This window comes from Streptomyces sp. NPDC047049 (assembly GCF_040643995.1).
GTDB classification, from domain to species: Bacteria; Actinomycetota; Actinomycetes; order Streptomycetales; family Streptomycetaceae; genus Streptomyces; species Streptomyces mooreae.
On the sequence record NZ_JBEYVM010000012.1, the window covers coordinates 1 to 21,308 of the forward strand.

Annotated in this window: 20 protein-coding genes and 1 rRNA gene; 9 read left to right on the plus strand and 12 right to left on the minus strand. The window is 70.5% G+C overall.

The window, feature by feature from the left end:
• The 3 genes from rrf to ABZ851_RS24300 form a co-directional block, all read left to right on the plus strand.
• Positions 1 to 93: ribosomal RNA gene (gene rrf / locus ABZ851_RS24290) — 5S ribosomal RNA — on the plus strand; the annotation flags it as partial.
• 218 nt (positions 94 to 311) lie between these two features.
• Entirely contained in the window at positions 312 to 1,373 is a 1,062-nt protein-coding gene (locus ABZ851_RS24295) for a saccharopine dehydrogenase (protein ID WP_361131185.1), read from the plus strand.
• Positions 1,374 to 1,462: 89 nt separating this feature from the next.
• Positions 1,463 to 2,068: a TetR/AcrR family transcriptional regulator gene (locus ABZ851_RS24300; protein ID WP_361131188.1), complete on the plus strand. Its 606-nt coding sequence runs from the start codon at positions 1,463 to 1,465 to the stop codon at positions 2,066 to 2,068.
• A 13-nt stretch (positions 2,069 to 2,081) separates the two neighbouring features.
• On the opposite strand, the gene ABZ851_RS24305 is transcribed toward ABZ851_RS24300, so the two are convergent.
• The 6 genes from ABZ851_RS24305 to ABZ851_RS24330 all read right to left on the minus strand — a co-directional run bounded on the left by ABZ851_RS24305 (position 2,082) and on the right by ABZ851_RS24330 (position 9,807).
• Positions 2,082 to 3,818, minus strand: a complete 1,737-nt coding sequence (locus ABZ851_RS24305) for a type VI secretion protein (protein WP_361131191.1) — start codon at positions 3,816 to 3,818, stop codon at positions 2,082 to 2,084.
• On the minus strand, positions 3,815 to 5,257 hold the full coding sequence (locus tag ABZ851_RS24310; protein ID WP_361131603.1) for an ATP-binding protein: 1,443 nt from the start codon (positions 5,255 to 5,257) through the stop codon (positions 3,815 to 3,817). The genes ABZ851_RS24305 and ABZ851_RS24310 overlap by 4 nt, the downstream gene beginning before the upstream one ends.
• Positions 5,258 to 5,286: 29 nt before the next feature.
• Positions 5,287 to 6,849, minus strand: a complete 1,563-nt coding sequence (locus tag ABZ851_RS24315; RefSeq protein ID WP_336054108.1) for an SCO6880 family protein — start codon at positions 6,847 to 6,849, stop codon at positions 5,287 to 5,289.
• Positions 6,846 to 8,165: a hypothetical protein gene (locus ABZ851_RS24320; RefSeq protein WP_361131194.1), complete on the minus strand. Its 1,320-nt coding sequence runs from the start codon at positions 8,163 to 8,165 to the stop codon at positions 6,846 to 6,848. The genes ABZ851_RS24315 and ABZ851_RS24320 overlap by 4 nt, the downstream gene beginning before the upstream one ends.
• The gene (locus ABZ851_RS24325) at positions 8,155 to 9,006 is read right to left on the minus strand and encodes a hypothetical protein (protein ID WP_361131197.1); all 852 of its coding nucleotides are present in this window, start codon (positions 9,004 to 9,006) and stop codon (positions 8,155 to 8,157) included. The genes ABZ851_RS24320 and ABZ851_RS24325 overlap by 11 nt, the downstream gene beginning before the upstream one ends.
• Before the next feature lie 492 nt (positions 9,007 to 9,498).
• Positions 9,499 to 9,807 (minus strand): hypothetical protein, encoded by a 309-nt coding sequence (locus ABZ851_RS24330; RefSeq protein WP_031067282.1) that lies wholly within the window; start codon positions 9,805 to 9,807, stop codon positions 9,499 to 9,501.
• 507 nt (positions 9,808 to 10,314) lie between these two features.
• Here ABZ851_RS24330 and ABZ851_RS24335 point away from each other — a divergent pair.
• Together ABZ851_RS24335 and ABZ851_RS24340 are read left to right on the plus strand one after the other, a co-directional pair.
• A complete protein-coding gene (locus tag ABZ851_RS24335; RefSeq protein ID WP_361131200.1) occupies positions 10,315 to 11,319 on the plus strand; it encodes a bifunctional lytic transglycosylase/C40 family peptidase in 1,005 nt (334 codons plus the stop codon).
• Between the two features lie 208 nt (positions 11,320 to 11,527).
• Complete coding sequence (locus tag ABZ851_RS24340; RefSeq protein ID WP_093492044.1) at positions 11,528 to 12,247, plus strand: phosphatase PAP2 family protein; 720 nt, start codon at positions 11,528 to 11,530, stop codon at positions 12,245 to 12,247.
• Positions 12,248 to 12,375: 128 nt separating this feature from the next.
• Here the strand turns inward: ABZ851_RS24340 and ABZ851_RS24345 are convergent, their stop codons facing one another.
• On the minus strand, positions 12,376 to 13,995 hold the full coding sequence (locus ABZ851_RS24345; protein WP_361131204.1) for an FAD-binding oxidoreductase: 1,620 nt from the start codon (positions 13,993 to 13,995) through the stop codon (positions 12,376 to 12,378).
• 246 nt (positions 13,996 to 14,241) lie between these two features.
• A complete protein-coding gene (locus tag ABZ851_RS24350; RefSeq protein ID WP_361131207.1) occupies positions 14,242 to 14,433 on the minus strand; it encodes a hypothetical protein in 192 nt (63 codons plus the stop codon).
• A gap of 172 nt (positions 14,434 to 14,605) precedes the next feature.
• Here ABZ851_RS24350 and ABZ851_RS24355 point away from each other — a divergent pair, with 172 nt between their 5' ends.
• Together ABZ851_RS24355 and ABZ851_RS24360 are read left to right on the plus strand one after the other, a co-directional pair.
• The gene (locus tag ABZ851_RS24355; protein WP_361131210.1) at positions 14,606 to 15,466 is read left to right on the plus strand and encodes a hypothetical protein; all 861 of its coding nucleotides are present in this window, start codon (positions 14,606 to 14,608) and stop codon (positions 15,464 to 15,466) included.
• 149 nt (positions 15,467 to 15,615) lie between these two features.
• On the plus strand, positions 15,616 to 15,834 hold the full coding sequence (locus ABZ851_RS24360) for a hypothetical protein (protein ID WP_361131607.1): 219 nt from the start codon (positions 15,616 to 15,618) through the stop codon (positions 15,832 to 15,834).
• A gap of 45 nt (positions 15,835 to 15,879) precedes the next feature.
• Here ABZ851_RS24360 and ABZ851_RS24365 read toward each other — a convergent pair whose 3' ends face one another.
• Complete coding sequence (locus ABZ851_RS24365) at positions 15,880 to 16,296, minus strand: metal-sensitive transcriptional regulator (RefSeq protein WP_088799250.1); 417 nt, start codon at positions 16,294 to 16,296, stop codon at positions 15,880 to 15,882.
• 194 nt (positions 16,297 to 16,490) lie between these two features.
• Here ABZ851_RS24365 and ABZ851_RS24370 point away from each other — a divergent pair, with 194 nt between their 5' ends.
• Both ABZ851_RS24370 and ABZ851_RS24375 read left to right on the plus strand, forming a co-directional pair.
• Positions 16,491 to 17,111 (plus strand): DUF47 family protein, encoded by a 621-nt coding sequence (locus tag ABZ851_RS24370; protein ID WP_042162406.1) that lies wholly within the window; start codon positions 16,491 to 16,493, stop codon positions 17,109 to 17,111.
• 9 nt (positions 17,112 to 17,120) lie between these two features.
• Positions 17,121 to 18,119 carry an inorganic phosphate transporter gene (locus tag ABZ851_RS24375; RefSeq protein ID WP_336054101.1) on the plus strand — a complete coding sequence of 333 codons (999 nt, stop codon included), beginning with the start codon at positions 17,121 to 17,123 and terminating at the stop codon, positions 18,117 to 18,119.
• Between the two features lie 177 nt (positions 18,120 to 18,296).
• On the opposite strand, the gene pstB is transcribed toward ABZ851_RS24375, so the two are convergent.
• The 3 genes from pstB to pstC all read right to left on the minus strand — a co-directional run bounded on the left by pstB (position 18,297) and on the right by pstC (position 21,260).
• Positions 18,297 to 19,073, minus strand: a complete 777-nt coding sequence (gene pstB / locus ABZ851_RS24380) for a phosphate ABC transporter ATP-binding protein PstB (protein WP_088799252.1) — start codon at positions 19,071 to 19,073, stop codon at positions 18,297 to 18,299.
• Between the two features lie 35 nt (positions 19,074 to 19,108).
• On the minus strand, positions 19,109 to 20,188 hold the full coding sequence (pstA, locus tag ABZ851_RS24385) for a phosphate ABC transporter permease PstA (RefSeq protein ID WP_361131216.1): 1,080 nt from the start codon (positions 20,186 to 20,188) through the stop codon (positions 19,109 to 19,111).
• A gap of 73 nt (positions 20,189 to 20,261) precedes the next feature.
• Complete coding sequence (pstC, locus tag ABZ851_RS24390) at positions 20,262 to 21,260, minus strand: phosphate ABC transporter permease subunit PstC (protein WP_361131219.1); 999 nt, start codon at positions 21,258 to 21,260, stop codon at positions 20,262 to 20,264.
• Between the last annotated feature and the right edge of the window lie 48 nt (positions 21,261 to 21,308).

Here is a 21,308-nt window from a genome sequence, read left to right on the forward strand (position 1 = left end):
ACGCCCGGTTACATTCCGAACCCGGAAGCTAAGCCTTTCAGCGCCGATGGTACTGCAGGGGGGACCCTGTGGGAGAGTAGGACGCCGCCGAACAAATTTTGATAATGCCTCGTTCCCCGAGTTTCGACTCGGGGAACGAGGCATTTTTGCGTTCAGGGCACGGTAAGCAACTGAGAGATCCGTCCGTCGGTAGCTGAAGGCGGCATGGTGGTCGTGGGGGCTCGCCGAGCCGTAGCGAGCGATGGGCCGGCGCGGGGAGCTGGGCCTCGGTGACATTGTGCTTCTAGGTCATGTGACCTAATCTCGGGCGCGTGGACGATGACATCCAGTTAGAGCTGACGGGCCCGGTGCTAGTGGTGGGCGGATACGGCACCGTGGGGGGAGAGTTGGCCCGGCTTGCGGCGCCTTACTGGCCGCTGGTGCTGACCGGGCGTACCCCGGAGCGCGGTCGTGCGCTCGCCGAAGAGCTTGGGGCCCAGGTGCGACGGTGGGACCTGAGTGACCCGGCGCCCTTCTCGGCGAAGGTGCGGGCCGTGATCAGCGCGGTGAACGACCCCGCGGACCGGGTGCTGTTGGCGGCGACCCGGGGTGGTGTGCCGTATGTGGACCTCACGCGGTGGACGACGCGGCTCCAGCGGGCCGTCGCGGTGGCGGCCGTGGAGGCGCCCCGGGCTCCGGTGCTGTTGTCATCCGGCTGGATGGGCGGGGTGAGCGGGCTGGTCGCCGCGGCGTTGGCGGCGGAGCTCGGCGGGGCCTCGGCGGTCGAGATCGCGATTCGCTACGACCTCAAGGACCGGGCGGGGGCCGACTCGGTGGAGTTCATGGACCGGCTCGGTCTCGATTACGAGGTGACCGAGGGCGGGCGACGGCGGATGATCATGCCGCTCAGTGGGGTGGGGCATGTCGTGGTGGGCGGGCACCGGACCAAGGTGGCGCGGATCGATACGCCGGAGCAGTTCACGCTGCCGCTGGTGCTCGGCGTGGACACGGCCGTCACCCGGATCGGCTTCAGCGCCAACTCCTCGACGTCCGTGCTGCTGGCGCTCAAGCGGACGGGGTTCTTCCGGTGGGGGCGTGGCGACCGGTTCGAGTCGGTGCGGCGGTCGATGCTGTATGCGCCGGGTGAGGGCGGGAGCGCGCTGTTGCGGATCGATGTGCACGGGCGGAGCGGCGAGCGGCGTACGGCGACGGTCGCCGATCCCGCCGGACAGGCCCATCTGACGGCGTTGGGCGGGCTGCTGGGACTGCGCCGGGCGCTGGGAACGGACGGCGCCGCGGCACCTCGTGGGGTGGCCTTTCCCGAGATGGTGCCGACGCCGCAGGACGTCATCCCCGCCCTGGAGAAGGCGGGCGTGCGGGTCGAGGTGGCGTGAGGGAGGAGAGGAAAAGGGAGGACGGAGGAGAGAGGGAGGAAGGGAAAAGGATGGAGGGGCAGGGCTTGGGTGAGGGGAAGGCTTCGGCGTTGACGCGGCAGGGGAGTGTGCGGCGTACGCAGCTGCTCGATGCGGCCGAGGCCGTACTGGTGGCCAAGGGGGCGGATGCGTCGTTGCGGGCCATTGCCGGTGCGGCGGGGGTGCGGGTCGGGCATCTGCAGCACTACTTCCCGGCCCGGGCCGATTTGATCAAGGCGGTGCTGGAGCGGGCGCTGGACCGTTCCCTGGAGAGGCTGGCCGAGGCGACGGGGCTGCGGACGGTGCGCGACGATCCGTCGGCCCTCGAAAGCCCTGACGGGGCGGCGAACCCCGGCGAGGTGGTGGCGGTGCTCCTCGCGGAGCAGGAGGATCCGCAGTTGGTGCGGCTCTATGTCGAGGTCTGGGCGCTGGCGGCGCGGGACGAGGACATTGCCATGGTGGTCCGGGAGTTCTACCGGAAGTACGTCGCGCACGTGGAGGCGTTCGTCCGGCAGGGGCGGCCGGACTGGCCGGGTGACTTCTGCCGGGCCCGGGCGGAGACCTTCGTCGCGCTGGTGGAAGGGGCGGCCTTGCTGCGGTCGGGTATCGCCGGCAGCCGGTCGGCCGCGATGGATGAGCAATTGGCGTGGTGTGCGTCGCAGTTGCTGCGGGACTGAGTCCGGGCGGCTGTCAGGCCGGCAGGGATTTATGTGGCCAGCGGGCGCGGGCCTGTTCCTGGGAGCGCATGGTGGCCAGGGTGAGCAGTCCGCGGCTGTGGCCCGTCTGGAGGAGGGTGGGGAGCGCGGGCAGGGGGGCGAGGGCCGCGATGTCGTCCAGGACGAGGGTGAGTGGTGGGTCGAGCCGACCGTCAGATGACCGTTCGGCCATGCGGCGGCCGTGCTCGACCACGTGCGAGAGGAGTGCGGTGAGCAAGGGCATCGCACCCGGGTCGGTACGCGGATCCTCGATGGGGTCGCCTACCACGTAAAGCGTTCCCCCCTCATCGATAAATGATTCGAGGAGGGCCGAATCCGTTCGAAGTGGATTGCAGGCGTCCCGGATGTGGATGGAGGAGAGGGAGGCCAGCGCCCGCCCCACCAACTGCTGCGCCGCTTCGCGGCGTTCGGGGTGGGCGGTGAGCACCGACTCCAGCTCGCCGGCCTGGCCTCCGGAGGCCTTGGTGCTGGTGCGCAGGATGCGTACGGGTTCCTGGGCGGCGCCGGTGGTGTGCGCCCAGCGGTGGAGCTGGCGGAACGGGCGGCCGTCCACCGCGGCGGCGTGCAGCCAGCAGCGCAGCAGGGTCTGGGCGGCGTCCGCGACGGCCGAGTCCAGCGCCCCGGGAGGGCGTACGGGGGCCAGCAGGGCGGTGGCACGGGCGGCGGCGGTGGCGAGGTCCGTACAGCCGGAGGTCGGTGACCAGCGCAGCCGGGCCGGGGTGTCGAGGCGGTGCGTGGGGTCGTAGGTCAGCAGTGGGCCGAGCTTGGCGCGGGTGTCCTTGGTCTCGGACCAGAGGGTGGGGTCCGTCGTGGCGACGATCAGGGGGCCCGGGGCGGCGGCCGCGGTGGTGAGGGAGGCCGCGAGGGCCACGGCGCGGTCGGTGGCGAACTGGAGGCGGGGGAGGGCGGGTTCGGTGCGGGCGTCGGGGGGCTCGGTGCCCGGGAGTGCCGGGGCGGCCGGGGGAGCGGTGCGTTGTTCGGGGACGGGGCCGGTGGCGGTGGCCGTGTGCGCGGTGTCGAGGGGCTGAAGGGGTGGAGGGGGCGGTGCGGTGGGTGTGGCCTGCGTGACGGGTGTGGACGGTACGGCCGGGCCGGTCGGCGCGTGTTCGCTGTGCGGCGGGGGCTCCGGGGTTCCCGGAGTGGTGGGGGCCGTTTCCCGGACCGCGCCGCGAGGGGCGTCCGGTGCCTCGCCGGCCGGCCGCGTCTCCCCGGCCTGCTGTGCCTCCCCGGCCCGCCGCGCGTTCCGTCCCGTCTCGCCGGCGCCGATAGCCGAATCCCGGAGCCCCAGGGCCTCCCTGGTCTTCGCTCGTCGTGCCGCCCGTACGGCGCGATAGCGGGTGACGGTCCCCAGGGTGAAGATCGTCAGGACCAGCAGCACCATCAGTTCGCCGATGAGGATGCCCCAGAACAGGCCGTAGCCGGAGAGCTGGTCCTTGGGAGTGTCGGGCCAGGCGGCGGCCATGTCGTGCGGTGCCGAGACGAGGTGCCGCAGTGCCATCGGCGTACCGGGGTAGGTGACGCCGTCGGGCCAGGCGCCGTGGGTGAACAGGCCGGCCAGGCCGGTCGCGGTCCACACCAGCAGGGTCAGGCCCAGCAGGAAGGCGAGCAGTCCGACCAGCAGGGAGTCGGGGATGCCGCGTCCCCGGCCACGGGGAGCATCGCGGTAGTAGCCCCGGTCGGCGCCTCGTTCGTCGTCGTATCCGCGCGTCACGCCACCGTCTCGCTCGACTCGTCTCTCCACTGCCGCTCCATCGCCATGGCTTCGGCGCGCGCCTCGGCCTCGGCGTCCGCCGCCGCCTGGAGGGCCCGCGCCTCGTCCGTTGGCAGGGCGGACGCCTCGGAGATCGCGGAGGCCTCGGTCATCGCCCGGTCGGTGTAGACGAGCGGGCGTTCGGCCTCGGTGATGAGGTGTTTGACGACCTGGACATTGCCGTTGACGTCCCAGACCGCGATGCCGGGGGTGAGGGTCGGGATGATCTCGACGGCCCAGCGTGGCAGGCCGAGCACCCGTCCCGTGGCCCGTGCCTCGTCGGCCTTCTGGGCGTAGATGGTGCGGGTCGAGGCCATTTTGAGGATCGCCGCGGCCTCCCGTGCGGCGGCGCCGTCGACCACATCGCTGAGGTGGTGGACGACGGCCACGAACGACAGGCCGAGCCGCCGGCCGAACTTCAGCAGCCGCTGGAAGAGCTGGGCGACGAAGGGCGAGTTGATGATGTGCCAGGCCTCTTCGACCAGGAAGATGCGCTTCTTGCGGTCGGGGCGGATCCAGGTGTGTTCCAGCCAGACGCCGACGATCGCCATCAGGATCGGCATCGCGATGGAGTTGCGGTCGATGTGCGAGAGGTCGAAGACGATCAGCGGTGCGTCAAGGTCGATGCCCGCCGAGGTCGGCCCGTCGAACATCCCGCGCAGGTCACCGTCGACGAGCCGGTCGAGGACCAGCGCCACGTCCAGGCCCCAGGCCCGGACGTCGTCTATGTCGACATTCATCGCCTCGGCCGACTCCGCCTCCGGGTGCCGCAGCTGCTCGACGATGTCGGTCAGGACGGGCTGGCGGTTGGTGATGGTGTCGGTCACGTAGGCGTGCGCGACCTTGAGGGCGAAGCCGGAGCGTTCGTCCAGGCCGTGGCCCATCGCGACCTCGATGATCGTGCGCAGCAGGGCCAGCTGGCCGGTGGTGGTGATCGACGGGTCGAGGGGGTTGAGGCGGATGCCGCCGTTGAGGGCGGCGGTCGGGTCCAGGCGGATGGGGGTTATCCCCAGCTCCTCGGCGATGAGGTTCCACTCGCCGACGCCGTCCTCGCCCTGGGCGTCCAGGACGACGACCTGGCGGTCGCGGAACCGCAGCTGCCGCAGGACGTAGGTCTTCTCCAGCGCGGACTTGCCGTTGCCGGACTCGCCGAGGACCAGCCAGTGCGGGGCCGGCAGCTGCTGTCCGTACAGCTGGAAGGGGTCGTAGATGTATCCCTTGCCGCTGTAGACCTCACGGCCGATGATCACGCCGGAGTCGCCGAGGCCGGGGGCCGCGGTGGGCAGATAGACCGCCTGTGCCTGGCCGGTGGAGGTGCGTACGGGCAGCCGGGTCGTCTCCACCTTCCCGAACAGGAAGCTGGTGAACGCGTCGGTGAGCGCTCCGAGCGGATCGAGCATGGCCATGACGTACGCGCCTCCCAGCGGCTTTAGCGGCGGATTCCGGTCGCGAACGGCAGGGTGTTGACGAACGCCCGGTGGTGCTCGCGGTCGCACCACTCCAGCTTGAGGTAGGACTTGCCGGCCGAGGCGCGGATGGTGCGCTTGTCGCGGGCGAGCGCCTCGGGCGAGCGGGAGGAGACCGTGAGGTAGCCGACGAGGTTGACGCCGGCGGCGCCGGAGGCCAGGTCCTCGCCGCGCTGGTCGACGCGGCCGTGGTGGGCGACGTCCCGCGGGTCGACGACCCGGTTCATCTTCGCGGCGCGGCTGGCCTCGGCGTCGTCGTTCGTCTTCTCCGTGAGCATCCGCTCGATGGCGATCTCGGTGGGCTCCAGGTCCATGCAGACCGCGACCGTACGGATCACGTCCGGGGTGTGCACCAGGAGGGGCGCGAGGAAGTTGACGCCCACCGGGGTCAGCGGCCACTCTTTGACCCAGGCGGTGGCGTGGCACCACGGCGCGCGGGTCGTCGACTCCCGCGTTTTGGCCTGGAGGTACGTCGGCTCCATCGCGTCCAGCTCGGCCGGCCAGGCATTGCGCTTGCTCATTGCCTGGATGTGGTCGATCGGGTGGTCCGGGTCGTACATGGAGTGCACGAGGGAGGCGAGGCGGGCCTGCCCGAGGGGCTGGCGGACGCGGATGTCGGCCTCGGCGAGCCGGGCGCAGATGTCGGTCAGCTCGCGGGCCATGACGACGGCGAGGCCGGCGTCGCGGTCCAGCTTCTTGCGCAGCAGTCCGCCCTGGTGCATATGGGCGGCGCGCGCCATGGTGTGTGCCTCGGCGGCCAGCTCGCGGGTGTAGTGCATACAGGCGACGAGGTAGGCGCGGTGCTGCTCGGAGGAGGTGGAGACCATCGACTGGAGCTGGTCGTAGGAGTCCTGCAGCCAGTCGGGGGAGTTCTTGTCGCCGCGCTGGGCGACGTCCTTGGCGTGCGCGTCCGGGTCGGCCGGCAGCGTCCGGGCCAGCATCTGCAGCCGGGTCACGAAGCCGTCGCCGTTGGCCACATGCTTGAGCAGCGTCCCGAAGCGGTCGACCAGCGCCTCCTGGTCCTCGCTGTCGCGCAGGCCGACGCCCGGCCCCTCGATCTCGATGGCCGCTGTCACCGTCTTGCGGTCGGCGTGCAGCAGCACCGCGATCTCGTCGGGGCCGAACGGGGCGGAGAGCCAGTTGATCCGGCCGATGCCGGGCGGCGGGCCGATCTCGATCTCCCGGCCGTCCAGCCGGACGCCCGCCTCGGCGGCGCCGGAGCGGTAGGTGGCACCGCGGCGGACCGTCCGGCGGAAGCTGCGCCGGATCTCGAACCACTTGTAGAACGTACGGCCCTTGTACGGCACGTAGACGAGGGCGAGCGCCAGCACCGGGAAGCCGGTGAGGGACGCGATCCGCAGCGGCAGCATGGGCACCAGCAGCCCGCACATCATGCCGAGGAACGCCCCCGCGATGATCAGCGCGATCTCACCGGTCTCGCGGTTCTTGCCGACGATCGCGTTGGGCCGGGCGCGGCCGATCAGGTATGTGCGACGTGGCGCGATCGGGTGGGACTGCGTGCTCAACGCCCCTCACCTCCTGCTGATTTGCCGGTGCGGGAGCTGCTGCCCGGGCCGGGGTTCGTACGGGGGGGGGGGGTGGCGGGGGCCGAGGAGCGGCCGCCGCCGGTGCGGGAGCTGTGCGCGGCGACACCGCCGGCCACCGCGTCGGCCGGCCGGGACTGGCCGCCCTGCGCGCCCTGCTGCCCGCCGCCGTCGCCGCCGGACCGGCGGGAGCTGTGGGTCTTGATGCCCTGGGACACCAGCGTGGCGGGCGAGGAGATCATCGCGGCGGCCTGGCTGCCGTCGGTGGCCCGGCCCTTGTTCGTACGGGCCGAGACCATCTCGTCGCCGAAGCCGGGGACGAAGCGGTAGATCACCGCACTGGCGAAGATGGCGAGGACGATGATCGCGAGGCCGGAGACGACGGCGGAGAAGGCGTTCGGGCCCTTGTCGTGGGAGAGCGCACCGGCGATGCCGAGCACGATGACGATGACCGGCTTCACCATGATCACCGCGATCATGATGCCCGCCCAGCGGCGTACGTGCCCCCACATGTTCTTGTCGACCAGCCCGGCGTAGACGACGGTGCCGAGCAGCGCCCCGACGTACAGCAGCGCGGCCCGGATCACCAGCTCCAGCCACAGCACACCGGCGGCGAGCACGGAGACCAGCGACACCACGATCAGCATGATCGGGCCGCCGCCGATGTCCGTGCCCTTCGTGAGCGCCTGCGAGAACGCTCCGAAGAAGGTGTCGGTCTGCGCCCCGGTCCCCTTCGCGATGATCTCGGTGACGCCGTCGGTCGCCGAGACGATCGTGTAGAGGATCAGCGGGGTGAACGCGGAGGCGAGCACGGTCAGCCAGAGGAACCCGACCGCCTCACTGATCGCCTCCGTGAGCCGCACCCCGCGCACCGCGCGCTTGGCGACCGCCAGGAGCCACAGGACCAGGGTGAGGATGGTGGAGGCGGCGAAGACGACCGCGTACTGCCGCAGGAAGGCGGTGTTGGTGAAGTCGACCTGGGAGGTGGCCTTCACCGCGTCGGAAAGCTTGGTGACGATCCAGGCGGCGGCTTTGGCGCAACCCTTGGCGAGGGAGTCGAGGGGGTCGAGGGGGTTGTTGTCGGTGAGGCCGCCGGGGGGCTTGGGGGCGCCGGAGCCGGCTTTGTCGCCGGATTGGCAGTAGTTCTTGGCGGGGCCGACGATCAGGTCGCAGTTGTCCTTGGGGGACGGGCTGGGGTTGGGTGCCGCCAGGACGCGCGTGGCCAGCAGGAACACAGCGGTTTGTACGGACGCCAGCGCAGCGGTGACGGTGAGGGCACGCCTTCGGTTACCGCGCATAGGTGAACCCTCCGTACTGCTCGACTGCCTTGGCGATCTGGTCGGCACCGGACGTCTTGTTGTCCCCATTGACCGGGGCGGGGCCGTCCTGCTGGGAGAAGCCCTCGACCTTCCAGTCGCCACTTGCCCACGTCAGCTGGAGCCGCATGGTGAACCAGTCACTTGTCACCGGAGTGGTCGACTTCGCGCCGGCCGTACCGAACAGGCCCGTGCACCACACTTCGAGGTTCGCGGTGTCGCCCGTGAGTTTCACGAGCTTGGTGCCGACGGGAACCGTGCGTGAGATGTAGGTCATGCCCTGAGCTGCGTTGCCCTTCGCGTCGAGACCGAGCTTCTTGAGGAAGGCGGTCGAGTACGCGGCGTCGAGTTTGCCCTGCATCTCGTTGACCTTGGCGGGGGCGAAGGCCTGCTTGACGATCGCGTGGCGTTCGTTGGGCTTCAGGATGTTGGCGGAAACCAACGCCACCGCATAATTGGCCGCCGCCGACTGCGCCCCCTGCTCCGTCTTGGCGAAGCCCGACGCGATCCCCCCGTTCTTGCCCGTCACCGGCTTGGTGCCGGTGGGGGCGGTGGGCTGGGACTGGTCGGTGTCCTTGGGGGAGTCGCCGGAGGGGGTTTCGCTGTTGCCGCTTCCGCCGCGGTTGGCGAAGGCGATGGCCGCGAGCAGCAGGACGATCACGCCGACGATGGTGACGAGGTTGCGGCTGGACATGCCGGCGCGAGGCCGTCGTCCCGAGCCGTAGATGTCACCGTCGCTGTCGGGAAGTCTGGTCCGTGTCTGGCCCGTCTCGGGACCGCGGTGGCCGTCGCCGCCGTAGCCGCCGTCGTCACTGAGACTCATCGCGCCTGTGCCCCCTCTGCCGCCGTCGCCGTGCGTGCCGTAGTTGTGCCGCCCTCATATGACCGTAGCCGCGCGGGCGGCGGCTCGGGTGCAGCGATACGAGTACATCTCACCGTGACGGGTCCTCAGATGCGGTACGGCAGCGGCGAATGGGGGACTCTGAGGCATTTGTGCTCATCGCCCGCTCCCTGGTTGCCGTCGCCTTCTTGCGCCTTGTTGCTTTCGGGTCCACCTGTCCCCGTGCGGCGGCCCGCCCAATCGGTCCGCTGGTGGCGGGGGTGGCCCGGGCGCGGGAGGCGGGGCCGTCGGGCCGGGCGTGAGGGGGCGTCAGCATGGGGCCTCGGCAGGAAGGTGGGGCCGGTGGGAGCGAGTAGGGGCACGGGACGGCGGAGAGATGGCGGGCGGGGGCGCAGGGGGAGCGGTCCGGGGCCGGGTGCGGGCGGGGGTGTGCACCGCTCGAACGGCCCCGGTGGGCCCTCGGGTGTGGGTGCCCTAGACCGCCATGCCGTAGACGATGGTGAACAGCGTCCCCAGGGAGCCGATGATGAAGACGCCGGTGAGGCCGGCCACGATCAGGCCCTTGCCCTGCTCGGCGCTGAAGGTGTCGCGCAGCGCGGTGGCGCCGATGCGCTGTTTGGCGGCGCCCCAGATCGCGATGCCGAGGCAGAGCAGGATCGCCACCGCCATGACCACTTCGACCATCACGCGGGCCTCGTTGCCCAGGCTCCCGAACGGTCCCCAGTCCGGGGCGATTCCGCCGATGATGGTGGTGATGTCGCCTTTTTCGGCCGCAATGAACATGTGTGAACTCACCGCCCCTTGGTGGGTAGTTGTGTGCCCGTGCCGACGCGGCGCGGGTCGCTCTCTATCTTCGCTGACGAACGGACCGTCAGCTGTCGTCTTGGCGGCTTTCTTTGACGGATCCCGTGGGAGTCGCGTGGATGTGTGGGCGCACGGCGTCCATTGAACCGACCGGTATCACCGTGTGTATCACGGGGGTCACCCCTGGGCAATGATCATCGGAAAGAGTGGTGGCCGGTCCGGCGTGCCGTTGCGGCCCGGCCGTTCGGGTGGTGGTCATCTGCTGTCGTCGTGCCGGTCGGCGGACCTCGTTCCGTCGCCGGGCTCTTGAGGCAGTGTCGCTCATCCGGCGGTGTTCCGGGGGCCGTCGGGAGCAGCTTCCGCCTCCGGGCCGGAGCGCCCCCTGCGCCGGGTCATGCGCCGCCGTGCCGCGCCGGAGCGGCACGGCGCGCGCGGAGCGGCCGGAAAAAGGCAGTGAACCGGGGCTGAATGGGGGAGGGTTGGGGCGTGCGGAAATACTGGGTGGCCGGAGGGCTCGGGACAGGGCTGGTGCTCTGCTTGCTCGGGCTGCTTGTGATCGGTACGTACACGGTGGCGGCCCGGCTGGCCGGGGCCGGCGGGCGGGCGCTCGGGCTGGCGAAGGGGGCGGTGCCGGCCGAGTACCAGCCCCTGGTGCAGAAGTGGGGGACGCTCTGTCCGGCGATAAGTCCCGCGCTGCTGGCGGCGCAGCTCTACCAGGAGAGCGGGTGGAACCCGCGGGCGCAGAGCCCGGCGGCCGCTCAGGGCATGGCGCAGTTCATCCCGGGGACGTGGCAGACGCACGGCGTCGACGGGAACGGCGACGGCAAGAAGGACGTGTGGGACCCGCAGGACGCGATCGCGTCGGCGGCCTCGTACGACTGCGAGCTGGCCGGCTATGTGAAGAGCGCGCCGGGCAACGACACGCACAACATGCTCGCGGCGTACAACGCGGGGGCGTACCGCGTGATCCAGTACAACGGGGTGCCGCCGTACCGCGAGACGCAGAACTACGTGAAGACGATCACGACGCTCGCGAAGAGCTTCGAGGCGCCCTCGGGTCCGGTGGCGCCGTCGAAGCAGGCCGCGGGGGCGATCTACTTCGCGCAGGAGAAGCTCGGCACGCGCTATCTGTGGGGTGGCACGGGAACGGCGGCGCAGGGCGGGCGGTTCGACTGTTCGGGGCTGACCCAGGCGGCGTACCGCTCCGTGGGCATCGAGCTGCCGCGGGTGGCGAACGACCAGTGGAACGCCGGACCGCATCCGAAGCGGGACGAGCTGCTGCCGGGTGACCTGGTGTTCTTCGCCTACAACCTCAAGGACCCCCGGTCGATCCACCATGTGGGGCTCTATGTGGGTGGCGGGTACATGATCAATGCGCCGTACACCGGGGCCGTGATCCGGTTCGACAAGATCGATACGCCGGACTACATCGGTGCCACCCGCGTCACGTCCGATGGCGCAAAAGCGCTGCCCGGTACGAACGCTGCGTGAACATAGGGCCCTGAACTGCAGTGATGAATCAAGCTTCGATAACGTCCTGGTGATCATCCGGTAGAGAGTGGAACGGCTGGGGTGGACATCGCGTTTCCTTGGCGTGGGGACGTAGCGGAGCGGCTCGACACGGCACACGCTCGACGACCACGGGGGCAGGCAGCACACGACGGCGCTCGCGCGCGCGAAAGATAAGGGGCCGCGGCAGATGGCTGGACTCGCACTCGAGGGGCCGAACCCCGATGTCGACGTGCTCGACGGCATCAACGGTCTCGCGAAGGACGCCCCCCACTGGGTCAACAAGGCCATGGAGTACATCGGCGAGTACGGCATCATCGCCGGCCTCGGGGTGCTGTGTCTGATCGCCTGGTGGTCCGCGCGCCGCCGGCCGGGCGCACCGTCCGCCGTGGCGGGCCTGGTGTGGGCGCCGCTGGCCGCGGGCCTCGCGCTGCTGGCCAACATTCCGATCCGGAACTTCGTCGAGCGGCCCCGGCCGTTCAAGGACCACGCCGGGCTGGAAGTGCTGATCCCCGGCAAGAGCGACTTCTCGTTCGTGAGCGATCACGCGACGCTCACCATGGCGGTCGGCGTCGGCCTGTTCCTCGCCCACCGCAAGTACGGCCTGATCGGGATCGCGCTGGCGCTCGCGGAGGGCTTCTGCCGCGTCTACATGGGCGTGCACTACCCGACCGACGTGATCGGCGGCTTCGCGCTGGGCACGGCCGTCGCGCTGCTGCTCGCGCCGCTCGCGCAGGCGCTGCTGGTGCCGCTGACGACGGCGATCGCCCGGTCGAAGCTGGCCTGGCTGGTGCGGGCACCGGGTGCGGACGGCTCCGCGGGGCCGGACGCCGAGGGCGGCCGGGTGGTGGCCACCGGCTCGGCGATGGGTCGGGGACAGAAGGAGCGGGACAAGGACCTGGCGGCCTGAGGGAGCGCCGGACCGGGTGGCACGCACCGGTCCGGCGGCCCCCGGGAGCGAAGACCTGGCGGATGCGGACGGCCCGGCCCCTCGCGGGGGCCGGGCCGTCCGTGTGTCCGCTGGCGTGCCGGGCGGTGTCAGAGCGCCTGCGGGAAGGTGCTGAACAGCCGCTGCGGGTCGTAGGTGCGCTTGACCTGGGCGAGCCGGGTGGCGGCGGCGCCGTAGTAGGCGGACTTCCAGTCGGTCAGGCCGGGGTCGGTGTAGTTCTGGTAGGCGGCGCCCGAGGAGTAACGGCGCATCGCGTCATGGAAGGAATTCAGCCACGCTGTGCGGGTGGCGGACGACCCGTTCGCCGGCCAGGACGTCAAGTACTGGGCGAGGAACCGCGAGCTGCGGTGGACGAAGGCGGTGTCGGTGCGCCCGACGCGGTTGACCGCGCCGCCCAGCGCCGTCAGCGCCACATTGCCGTTGACGCCCTTGCGGCCGCCCGCCTCGATCTGGTCCATCAGCGTGCGGATGCCGGCCGTGGACAGCGAGCGGTCGAAGAAGTGCGAGCGGGCCGCGTAGGTCTCGCGGCCCAGCTGCCCGGCGCCGGTGTGGCCGGGCAGCGAACCCGGCATGTGGCACTGGGCGGTGGACTTGGAGGAGCAGCCCGCGTACGACTCCATCGCGTCCAGGTAGCCGGTCGGTGTGAGGTGGACGCTCTTGGCGGGGCCGGGGCCGCCCGGCTGGTCGGCGAGCTTGTCGAGGGCGTTCTTCAGGTCGCCGTAGCTGCCCAGGGAGAAGGCCGCGACGGAGACGGAGGGGGTGTTGCCGGGGCGGGCGTCGAGATGGCAGGCGGACCAGATCTCGTCGGCCTGCACCGGCCCCCACTTCTGCCAGGACGCCACGACCTTCGCCGCCTTGGACCACGGCCAGGTGAGGTACGCCATCACCGCGCGGGGCGCCGGATGCGTACGGAAGCGGAGTTCGGTCACCACGCCGAAGTTGCCGTTGCCGGCGCCGCGCAGCGCCCAGAAGAGGTCGGAATGGCGGCTCTTGTCGCAGTCGACGGTCTTGCCGTCGGCCGTGACCAGGGTGGCGCCGACGAGGCTGTCGCAGGTCAGCCCGTACGCACGGGAGACCACGCCGTGGCCGCCGCCGAGGGTGAGGCCGGATATGCCGACGGTGGGGCAGGAGCCCCCGGGTATCGTCACGCCGTGCGCCCCGAGGCCTTCGTAGACGTCGATGAGCTTGGCGCCGGCGCCGATGGCGGTGGTGCCGCCGGACGGCGCGCCGACCTTGGAGAGCGCGGAGACGTCGATGACGAGCTTGCCGTTGCCGCTGGACCAGCCGGCGTAGGAGTGGCCGCCGCTGCGGATGGCGACCGGCGTGTCGTTGCGCCGGGCGAAGGCGAGGCATTCGGCGATGTCCGCCGGGTGCTCGACGTAGGCGATGGCCGACGGCTTCAGCGTGTCGTAGCGGGTGTTGTACAGGCGGCGGGCGGTCGCGTAGGCGGCGTCGGAGGCCCGCACCAGCTTGCCGTCCAGGCTCTTGCCCAGCGCGGTCCAGGAGGCCTGGGAGGCCCGGCTGTGGACGGCGGCGCCCGCGGAGGAGGCCGCATTGGTCCGGGCCGCAGCGGAGCCGGTCGCGGCGCCGGTGTCCGAGGCGGCGGACGCCGCACCCGCCTTGCCGGTCTTGTTGTCGCAGCCGGTGGCCAAGGCCGCCGAGGCCGCCGCCAGTCCGCCGCCCGCCTGCAGGAGTGTGCGCCGCTTCACTGGGATGAATCCCCCTCGATGTCATGGATATGGTCCTGCCCCGCCTGCCGTCGGCCCGGCCGCAGGTCACGGGGCGCGTGCAGGGAAGGCCGCACCGGGCGGCCGCGGCGGCGTACTGCCCTCGCGTTGCGCTGTGCCCGGGATTGCTCCGCACTGTCCGGTGTCGTCCGTTACCGGTGCGGTGCGCGTACTCCCCTCACTAGGCAGATGCCGTAAGGGCGTTGGGGGTTCCCGGAACGGACTCCCTCATTCCAGGGGACGCTCGGGGTGGGTGCCCGCATCCGGTCCGGCGGCCACGTCGGCCAGGTGGCGCTCGGCATCCGTCCGCGCCTGGGAGCGGGCACGGCGGGCCGGACCCCGCCAGCCGCAGGTGCAGCGGGCCGTGCAGAAGGAACCGCTCTCGGTGGTGGAGGTCGTATGGGGAGCTCGGTGGGGCACCCCGTCACGCTACGCGTCCCAGGTGCCCTTGCGTGACGAGCCCCCTTGACGGTCGTTGAACCGGGCGGTCGACGGAACGTCAGATGCGGCGGTGGCGGACCGGGTGACCCTCCCGAGCGGACCGGCCCCCCAGGCCGTTCCCGAAGACAGCGGCCGAGGGGGCTCGTACGCGATGGTGGTGCAGGAGTGGCGAGGCGGCGGCGTGGTCGTCGCGGCCGTGGCGTGCGGGACGGGTCTGGCGGTCGGGCTGCTGACGACGGGCTGTTCGCCGGACGGAGCCGCGGCCGACGACCAGGAGCCGTCCGGCCGGTCCGCTGCCGCCGCGGAGGTCAAGGGCAGCGCCGCCGCCCTGCTGCGGGCCGGCTCCGCCCGGGTCCGTACGTCCATGGAGACGGTCAGCGGCGGCACCCGGGTCGCCATCCGGGGCACCGGCGGCTACGACTTCGCCACCAGCACGGGCCGGCTGCGGGTCGTCCTGCCCGATCCCGCGGGCCGGGCCGGCGGCGGCCATCAGCCGGTCACCGAGATCCTTGCGCCCGGTGCGCTGTTCATGAAGAACCGCGGGGCCGGGGTGCCCGCCGACAAGTGGGTGCGGGTGGCCACCGCCGCCCTGAGCGACGGGAATCTGGTCACCGGCGGGGCGACCGATCCGCTGGCCGCGGCGGAACTGCTGCGCGGCGCACGGGAGGTGACGTACCAGGGCGAGGAGCGGCTGGACGGCGTGCGGGTGCGGCACTACCGCGGGACGACGGACATCCAGGCGGCCGCCCAGCAGGCGTCAGCGCGTACGAGGCCCGCGCTGGTCGCCGCGGAGCAGGGGTTCACCACCGATGCGGTGCCGTTCGAGGTGTACCTGGACGAGGACGGGCGGCTGCGCAAGGTGCGCCAGTGGTTCCGCTATGCCAACGGCGCACCGAAGGGGGCCGCGGTGACGTCCACCACGGAGCTGTCGGATTTCGGGACGAGGGTCGCGGTCCGCCTGCCGGATGAACGCGACATCTACGCGGGGAAGATCGCTTCGCCCGCGCCGTAGGGCCGGGTGCGGCGGCGAAGCAGGGCATGTGACGGGGGCGCTTGCCGGATGGCGGAAATGGTCCATCCGTGCCATGCGCGGAGCGTGCGCCCGTCCTTACGCTGACGGTAACCACCCAAGGCGTGGGAAGGCGCTCGAAGGAGGAGGTGTTGTACGTGGCCGGACACCGCCCTACGACGGTCCAGGACCACGTAGCCCTCGTCGAGATCGACCTGACCGGTGAGTTGATGATCGCGGCCGCGGCCGCCAGCGAGGACCGGCTCAGTCCGGACCGCATCGACGAGGTGCTGGAGGTCGACGGGGAGGGCTGCGACGGCGCGGACCGGGGGTGCCACCGGGCCGGGCCCGCGGGATGCCCTCCCGGCTAGGGCCGGTCTTCGAAGCCCCGTCGTTCGCCCGTAGGGCGGGCCGGCTCAGGTGCGCAGCATCCGCTCGATGGCCTTGGTGGCCTCCTGGACCTTGGCGTCGATGGCCTCGGGGCCCTTGACCGCTGCGTCGGCGACGCAGTGCCGCAGGTGTTCCTCCAGCAGCTGGAGGCCGAAGGACTGCAGGCCCTTCGTGCTCGCCGAGACCTGGGTGAGTATGTCGATGCAGTAGACGTCTTCTTCGAGCATGCGCTGCAGTCCGCGGATCTGGCCCTCGATCCGGCGCAGTCGCTTGATGTGTGCGTCCTTCTGCTGTGCGTAGCCGTGGGGGCCGGATGTCGCCGAAGTCTCTGCGTTATCGGTCACGGTTTGAGCTGCGCCCCGGGGGTCGGTGTCCGGCTGCCGGGGGTGGCAGGCCGCGGCGGCTGCGGCGCTGCCGGTGGTGTCGGCGTCCGTGGTCGTCATGGCCGTCTCCCGTGGTATCTAGGCGATCTATATACCCCTGGTGGGTATATGGTACCGAACTTTGCGGGCACCTGTGGTACCCCGTGCAGAGCATGCTGCACGATGGGCGACACTGAAGGAATGCCGGTTAGCTGTGGCTGGATGATGCGCCTAGCATCAACTCGACCGAATCCGATGCACCCCGAGGATTTCACGTGCGCTTTCGTCTGACCCCCAGGGAGACGAGCTTCTACGACATGTTCGCCGCCTCCGCGGACAACATCGTCACGGGCTCCAAGCTCCTGATGGAACTGCTCGGGGCGGACGCCTCCGCTCGTGCAGAGATCGCCGAGCGGATGCGGGCGGCGGAGCACGCGGGAGATGACGCGACCCACGCGATCTTCCACCAGCTGAACTCCTCGTTCATCACGCCGTTCGACCGCGAGGACATCTACAACCTCGCCTCGTCGCTCGACGACATCATGGACTTCATGGAAGAGGCGGTCGACCTGGTCGTCCTCTACAAGGTCGAGGAGCTGCCCAAGGGCATCGACCAGCAGATCGAGGTGCTGGCGCGGGCGGCCGAGCTGACCGCCGAGGCCATGCCGCATCTGCGGACCATGACCAACCTCACCGAGTACTGGATCGAGGTCAACCGCCTGGAGAACCAGGCCGACCAGATCCACCGCAAGCTGCTTGCGCACCTCTTCAACGGCAAGTACGACGCCATCGAGGTCCTCAAGCTCAAGCAGATCGTGGACATCCTGGAAGAGGCGGCGGACGCGTTCGAGCATGTCGCCAACACGGTCGAGACCATCGCGGTCAAGGAGTCCTGAGCGCCGCCCATGGAGACCTTCGCGCTCGTCGTGACCATTGCGGTCGCGCTCGGATTTACCTATACCAACGGCTTCCACGACTCCGCGAACGCCATCGCGACCTCGGTCTCGACGCGGGCACTGACCCCGCGCGCGGCGCTGGCGATGGCCGCCGTGATGAACCTCGCCGGTGCGTTTCTCGGCAGCGGGGTCGCCAAGACGGTCAGCGAAGGGCTGATCGCCACTCCCCAGGGCAACCAGGGGATGGGCATTCTCTTCGCCGCGCTGCTCGGCGCGGTGGTCTGGAACCTCATCACCTGGTACTTCGGCCTGCCGTCCTCGTCCTCGCACGCCTTGTTCGGCGGCATGGTCGGGGCGGCGCTCGCCGGTGGCACCAAGGTCATCTGGGGCGGCGTGATCGAGAAGGTCGTCCTGCCGATGTTCATCTCGCCGGTGATCGGCCTGGTGCTCGGCTATCTGGTGATGGTCGTCATCCTGTGGATGTTCCGTAAGTCCAACCCGCACAAGGCCAAGCGCGGCTTCCGCATAGCCCAGACCGTCTCGGCCGCCGGTATGGCGCTCGGACACGGTCTGCAGGACGCCCAGAAGACCATGGGTGTCGTGGTGATGGCCCTGGTCATCGCCGATGTCGAGGACGCGAACGACGCCATCCCGATCTGGGTCAAGCTGGCCTGTGCGCTCACCCTCTCGCTGGGCACGTACGCGGGTGGCTGGCGCATCATGCGCACCCTGGGCCGCCGCATCATCGAGCTGGACCCGCCGCAGGGCTTCGCCGCGGAGACCACCGCGGCCTCGGTCATGTACACCGCGTCGTTCATGTTCCAGGCGCCGATCTCCACGACCCATGTCATCACCTCCGCGATCATGGGTGTGGGCTCGACCAAGGGCCCGCGCGCGGTGCGCTGGGGCGTCGCCAAGAACATCGTGATGGGCTGGTTCATCACCATGCCGGCGGCGGCGCTGGTCGCGGCGCTCGCGTTCTGGCTGATCCGGCTGGCCTTCGGCTGACCGGCCCGGCCACCGGGCGCAGGAAAACAGCGCATCCGACGGCACTCGGAGCACACTAAATGGGCCCGCCCCCGGGAAGAGGGGCGGGCCCTTCGCCTTGCGGTGGCACCGCCATGCAGCACCGCAGGACGTGGTGGGGGCGGCCCGGCCGCAGCGGCCGGGCCGCGCGCTCGGCGCTCAGCCGAAGCGGCCGGAGATGTAGTCCTCCGTGGCCTGGACCGACGGGTTGGAGAAGATCCGCTCGGTCTCGTCGATCTCGACCAGCTTGCCGGGCTGCCCGACCGCGGCGAGGTTGAAGAACGCCGTACGGTCCGAGACGCGCGCCGCCTGCTGCATGTTGTGCGTCACGATGACGATCGTGAAGCGCGCCTTGAGCTCGCCGATCAGGTCCTCGATGGCGAGGGTGGAGATCGGGTCGAGCGCCGAGCAGGGCTCGTCCATCAGCAGCACCTGCGGCTCGACGGCTATGGCGCGGGCGATGCACAGCCGCTGCTGCTGGCCGCCGGACAGGCCCGAGCCGGGCTTGTTGAGGCGGTCCTTGACCTCGTTCCAGAGGTTGGCGCCCTTGAGGGACTTCTCGACGATGTCCTTGAGCTCGCTCTTCTTGTACGAGCCGTTCAGCCGCAGACCGGCCGCGACATTGTCGAAGATCGACATCGTGGGGAACGGGTTGGGACGCTGGAAGACCATGCCGACGGTGCGGCGGACGGCGACCGGGTCGACCCCGGAGCCGTAGAGGTTCTCGTCGTCCAGCATCACCTTGCCCTCGACGCGGCCGCCGGGGGTGACCTCGTGCATCCGGTTCAGGGTGCGCAGGAAGGTCGACTTGCCGCAGCCGGACGGGCCGATGAAGGCCGTCACGGAGCGCGGCTCGACGGTCATCGAGATGTCGTCGATGGCCTTGTGGCCGCCGTAGTACGCGGAGAGGCCGCTGACGTCGATTCGCTTGGCCATGGAAATCACTGCTTCTTTCTGTCGCCGGGGCTGTGTCAGCGGCCGGTTTTGGGGGCCTTCCAGCGGGCGATGCCGCGGGCCACCAGGTTGAGGATCATGACGAAGGCGATGAGGACCAGTGCCGCGGCCCATGCGCGGTCGTACGAGGCCTCGGAACCCTGCTGCCACTGCTGGAAAACGTAGAGCGGCAGCGACTGCTGGGCGTCTTCGAAGGGGTTGTTGTTGATCGTCTTCGCGCCCCACACCAGGAGCAGCACGGGTGCCGTCTCACCGGTGATCCGGGCGATGGAGAGCATCACGCCGGTGGTGATGCCGCCGATCGACGTCGGCAGGACGACCTTGAGGATGGTGCGCCACTTGGGCACGCCGAGGGCCAGCGAGGCCTCGCGCAGCTCGTTCGGGACGAGCTTGAGCATTTCCTCGGTGGAGCGGACCACGACCGGCATCATCAGGATCGCCAGGGCCATCGCGCCGGCGAAGCCGGACGGGCCGAAGCCGAGGATCAGGATCCACACGGAGAGGATGAACAGGCCGGCCACGATCGACGGGATGCCGGTCATGACGTCGACGAAGAAGGTGACGGCGCGGGCGAGCCGGCCGCGGCCGTATTCGACGAGGTAGATCGCGGTGAGCAGACCGATCGGCGCGGCGATCAGGGTGGCCAGGCCGACTTGCTCCAGGGTGCCGATGATCGCGTGGTTGATGCCGCCGCCGGGCAGTGCGTCCGGGGTGGTGCCCATGGAGTGGGACAGGAAGTAGCCGTTCAGGACCTTGGTGCCGCGGGCGACGGTCTCCCACAGGAGGGAGGCCAGCGGTACGACGGCGATCAGGAAGGCCATCCAGACCAGGCAGGTGGCCAGCCGGTCCTTGGCCTGCCGGCCGCCCTCGACGGCCGCGGCCAGCGCGAAGGTGCCGAGGACGAAGAGCAGGGCGGCGATCAGGCCCCACTGGACGGGGCTGTCCAGGCCGGCGACCGGCCCGATGCCGCAGCCCGCCCCGGCCGCGACCAGTGCGAGGACCGGCGGGGTCCAGCGGGGGAGCCGGGCCTGCTTGAGCGAGACGGGCAGCGGGGTGTCGCCGTGGGAGACCGCGGGGCGATCGGTGGTGATACTCATGCCGCCACCTCGCTTCGCGAGGCACAGCATTCGCAAGGCGCGCACCTCTTGTTGATTCCTTCGCTTCGCTCAGTCATGCGGCGGCTCCCGAGTACTCCTTGCGGCGGGCGATGATCAGGCGGGCCGCGCCGTTGACGAGCAGCGTGATCACGAAGAGGACGAGGCCGGAGGCGATCAGGGCGTCCTGGCCGAACTGGTCGGCCTCGCTGAACTTGCTGGCGATGTTCTGGGCGAAGGTGCCGCCGCCCGGGTCCAGCAGGCTGGTGTTGATGAGGAAGCTGGGCGAGAGGACCGTGGCGACGGCCATCGTCTCGCCGAGCGCACGGCCCAGGCCCAGCATGGAGGCGCTGATGATGCCGGAGCGGCCGAAGGGGAGCACCGACATCCGGATGACTTCCCAGCGGGTGGCGCCGAGCGCCAGCGCGGCCTCCTCGTGCATCTTCGGGACCTGCAGGAACACCTCGCGGCTGACGCTGGTCACGATCGGCAGGACCATGATCGCGAGCAGGATGCCGACGGTGAACAGCGAACGGGCCGCCCCGCCGCCGTACGAGAAGATGCCGGTCCAGCCGAGGTAGTCGTCCAGCCACGTGTAGAGGCCGCTCAGCTGCGGGACGAGGAAGAGTGCGCCCCACAGGCCGTAGATGATGCTGGGCACCGCGGCGAGCAGGTCGATGACGTAGCCGAGCGGTGCGGACAGCTTGCGCGGGGCGTAGTGCGAGATGAACAGCGCGATGCCGACCGCGACCGGGACCGCGATGACCATCGCGACCACCGAGCTGACGACGGTGCCGAAGGCGAGGACCGCGATGCCGAACTTCGGGTCGGTCCCGGTGGCGTTCCAGTCCAGGGTGGTGAAGAAGTTGGCCTTGTCGCCGGAGATGGCGAGCACGGAGCGGTAGGTGAGGAAGACCGCGATGGCGGCCATGATCACCAGGAGGGCGATCCCGGAGCCCCGGGAGAGCCCGAGGAAGATCCGGTCACCGGGGCGGACCGCCTTGCCGGAGATGGCGGAGTGGCCGTCGTTCCCTGGCAGGGGCGGGTGGTCGGTGGGTGAAGTAGCTGAATTCATGGATTCTCCGGTCTGCGGAGCCCGGCGGGGGCTCACGGCGCGGCGGTG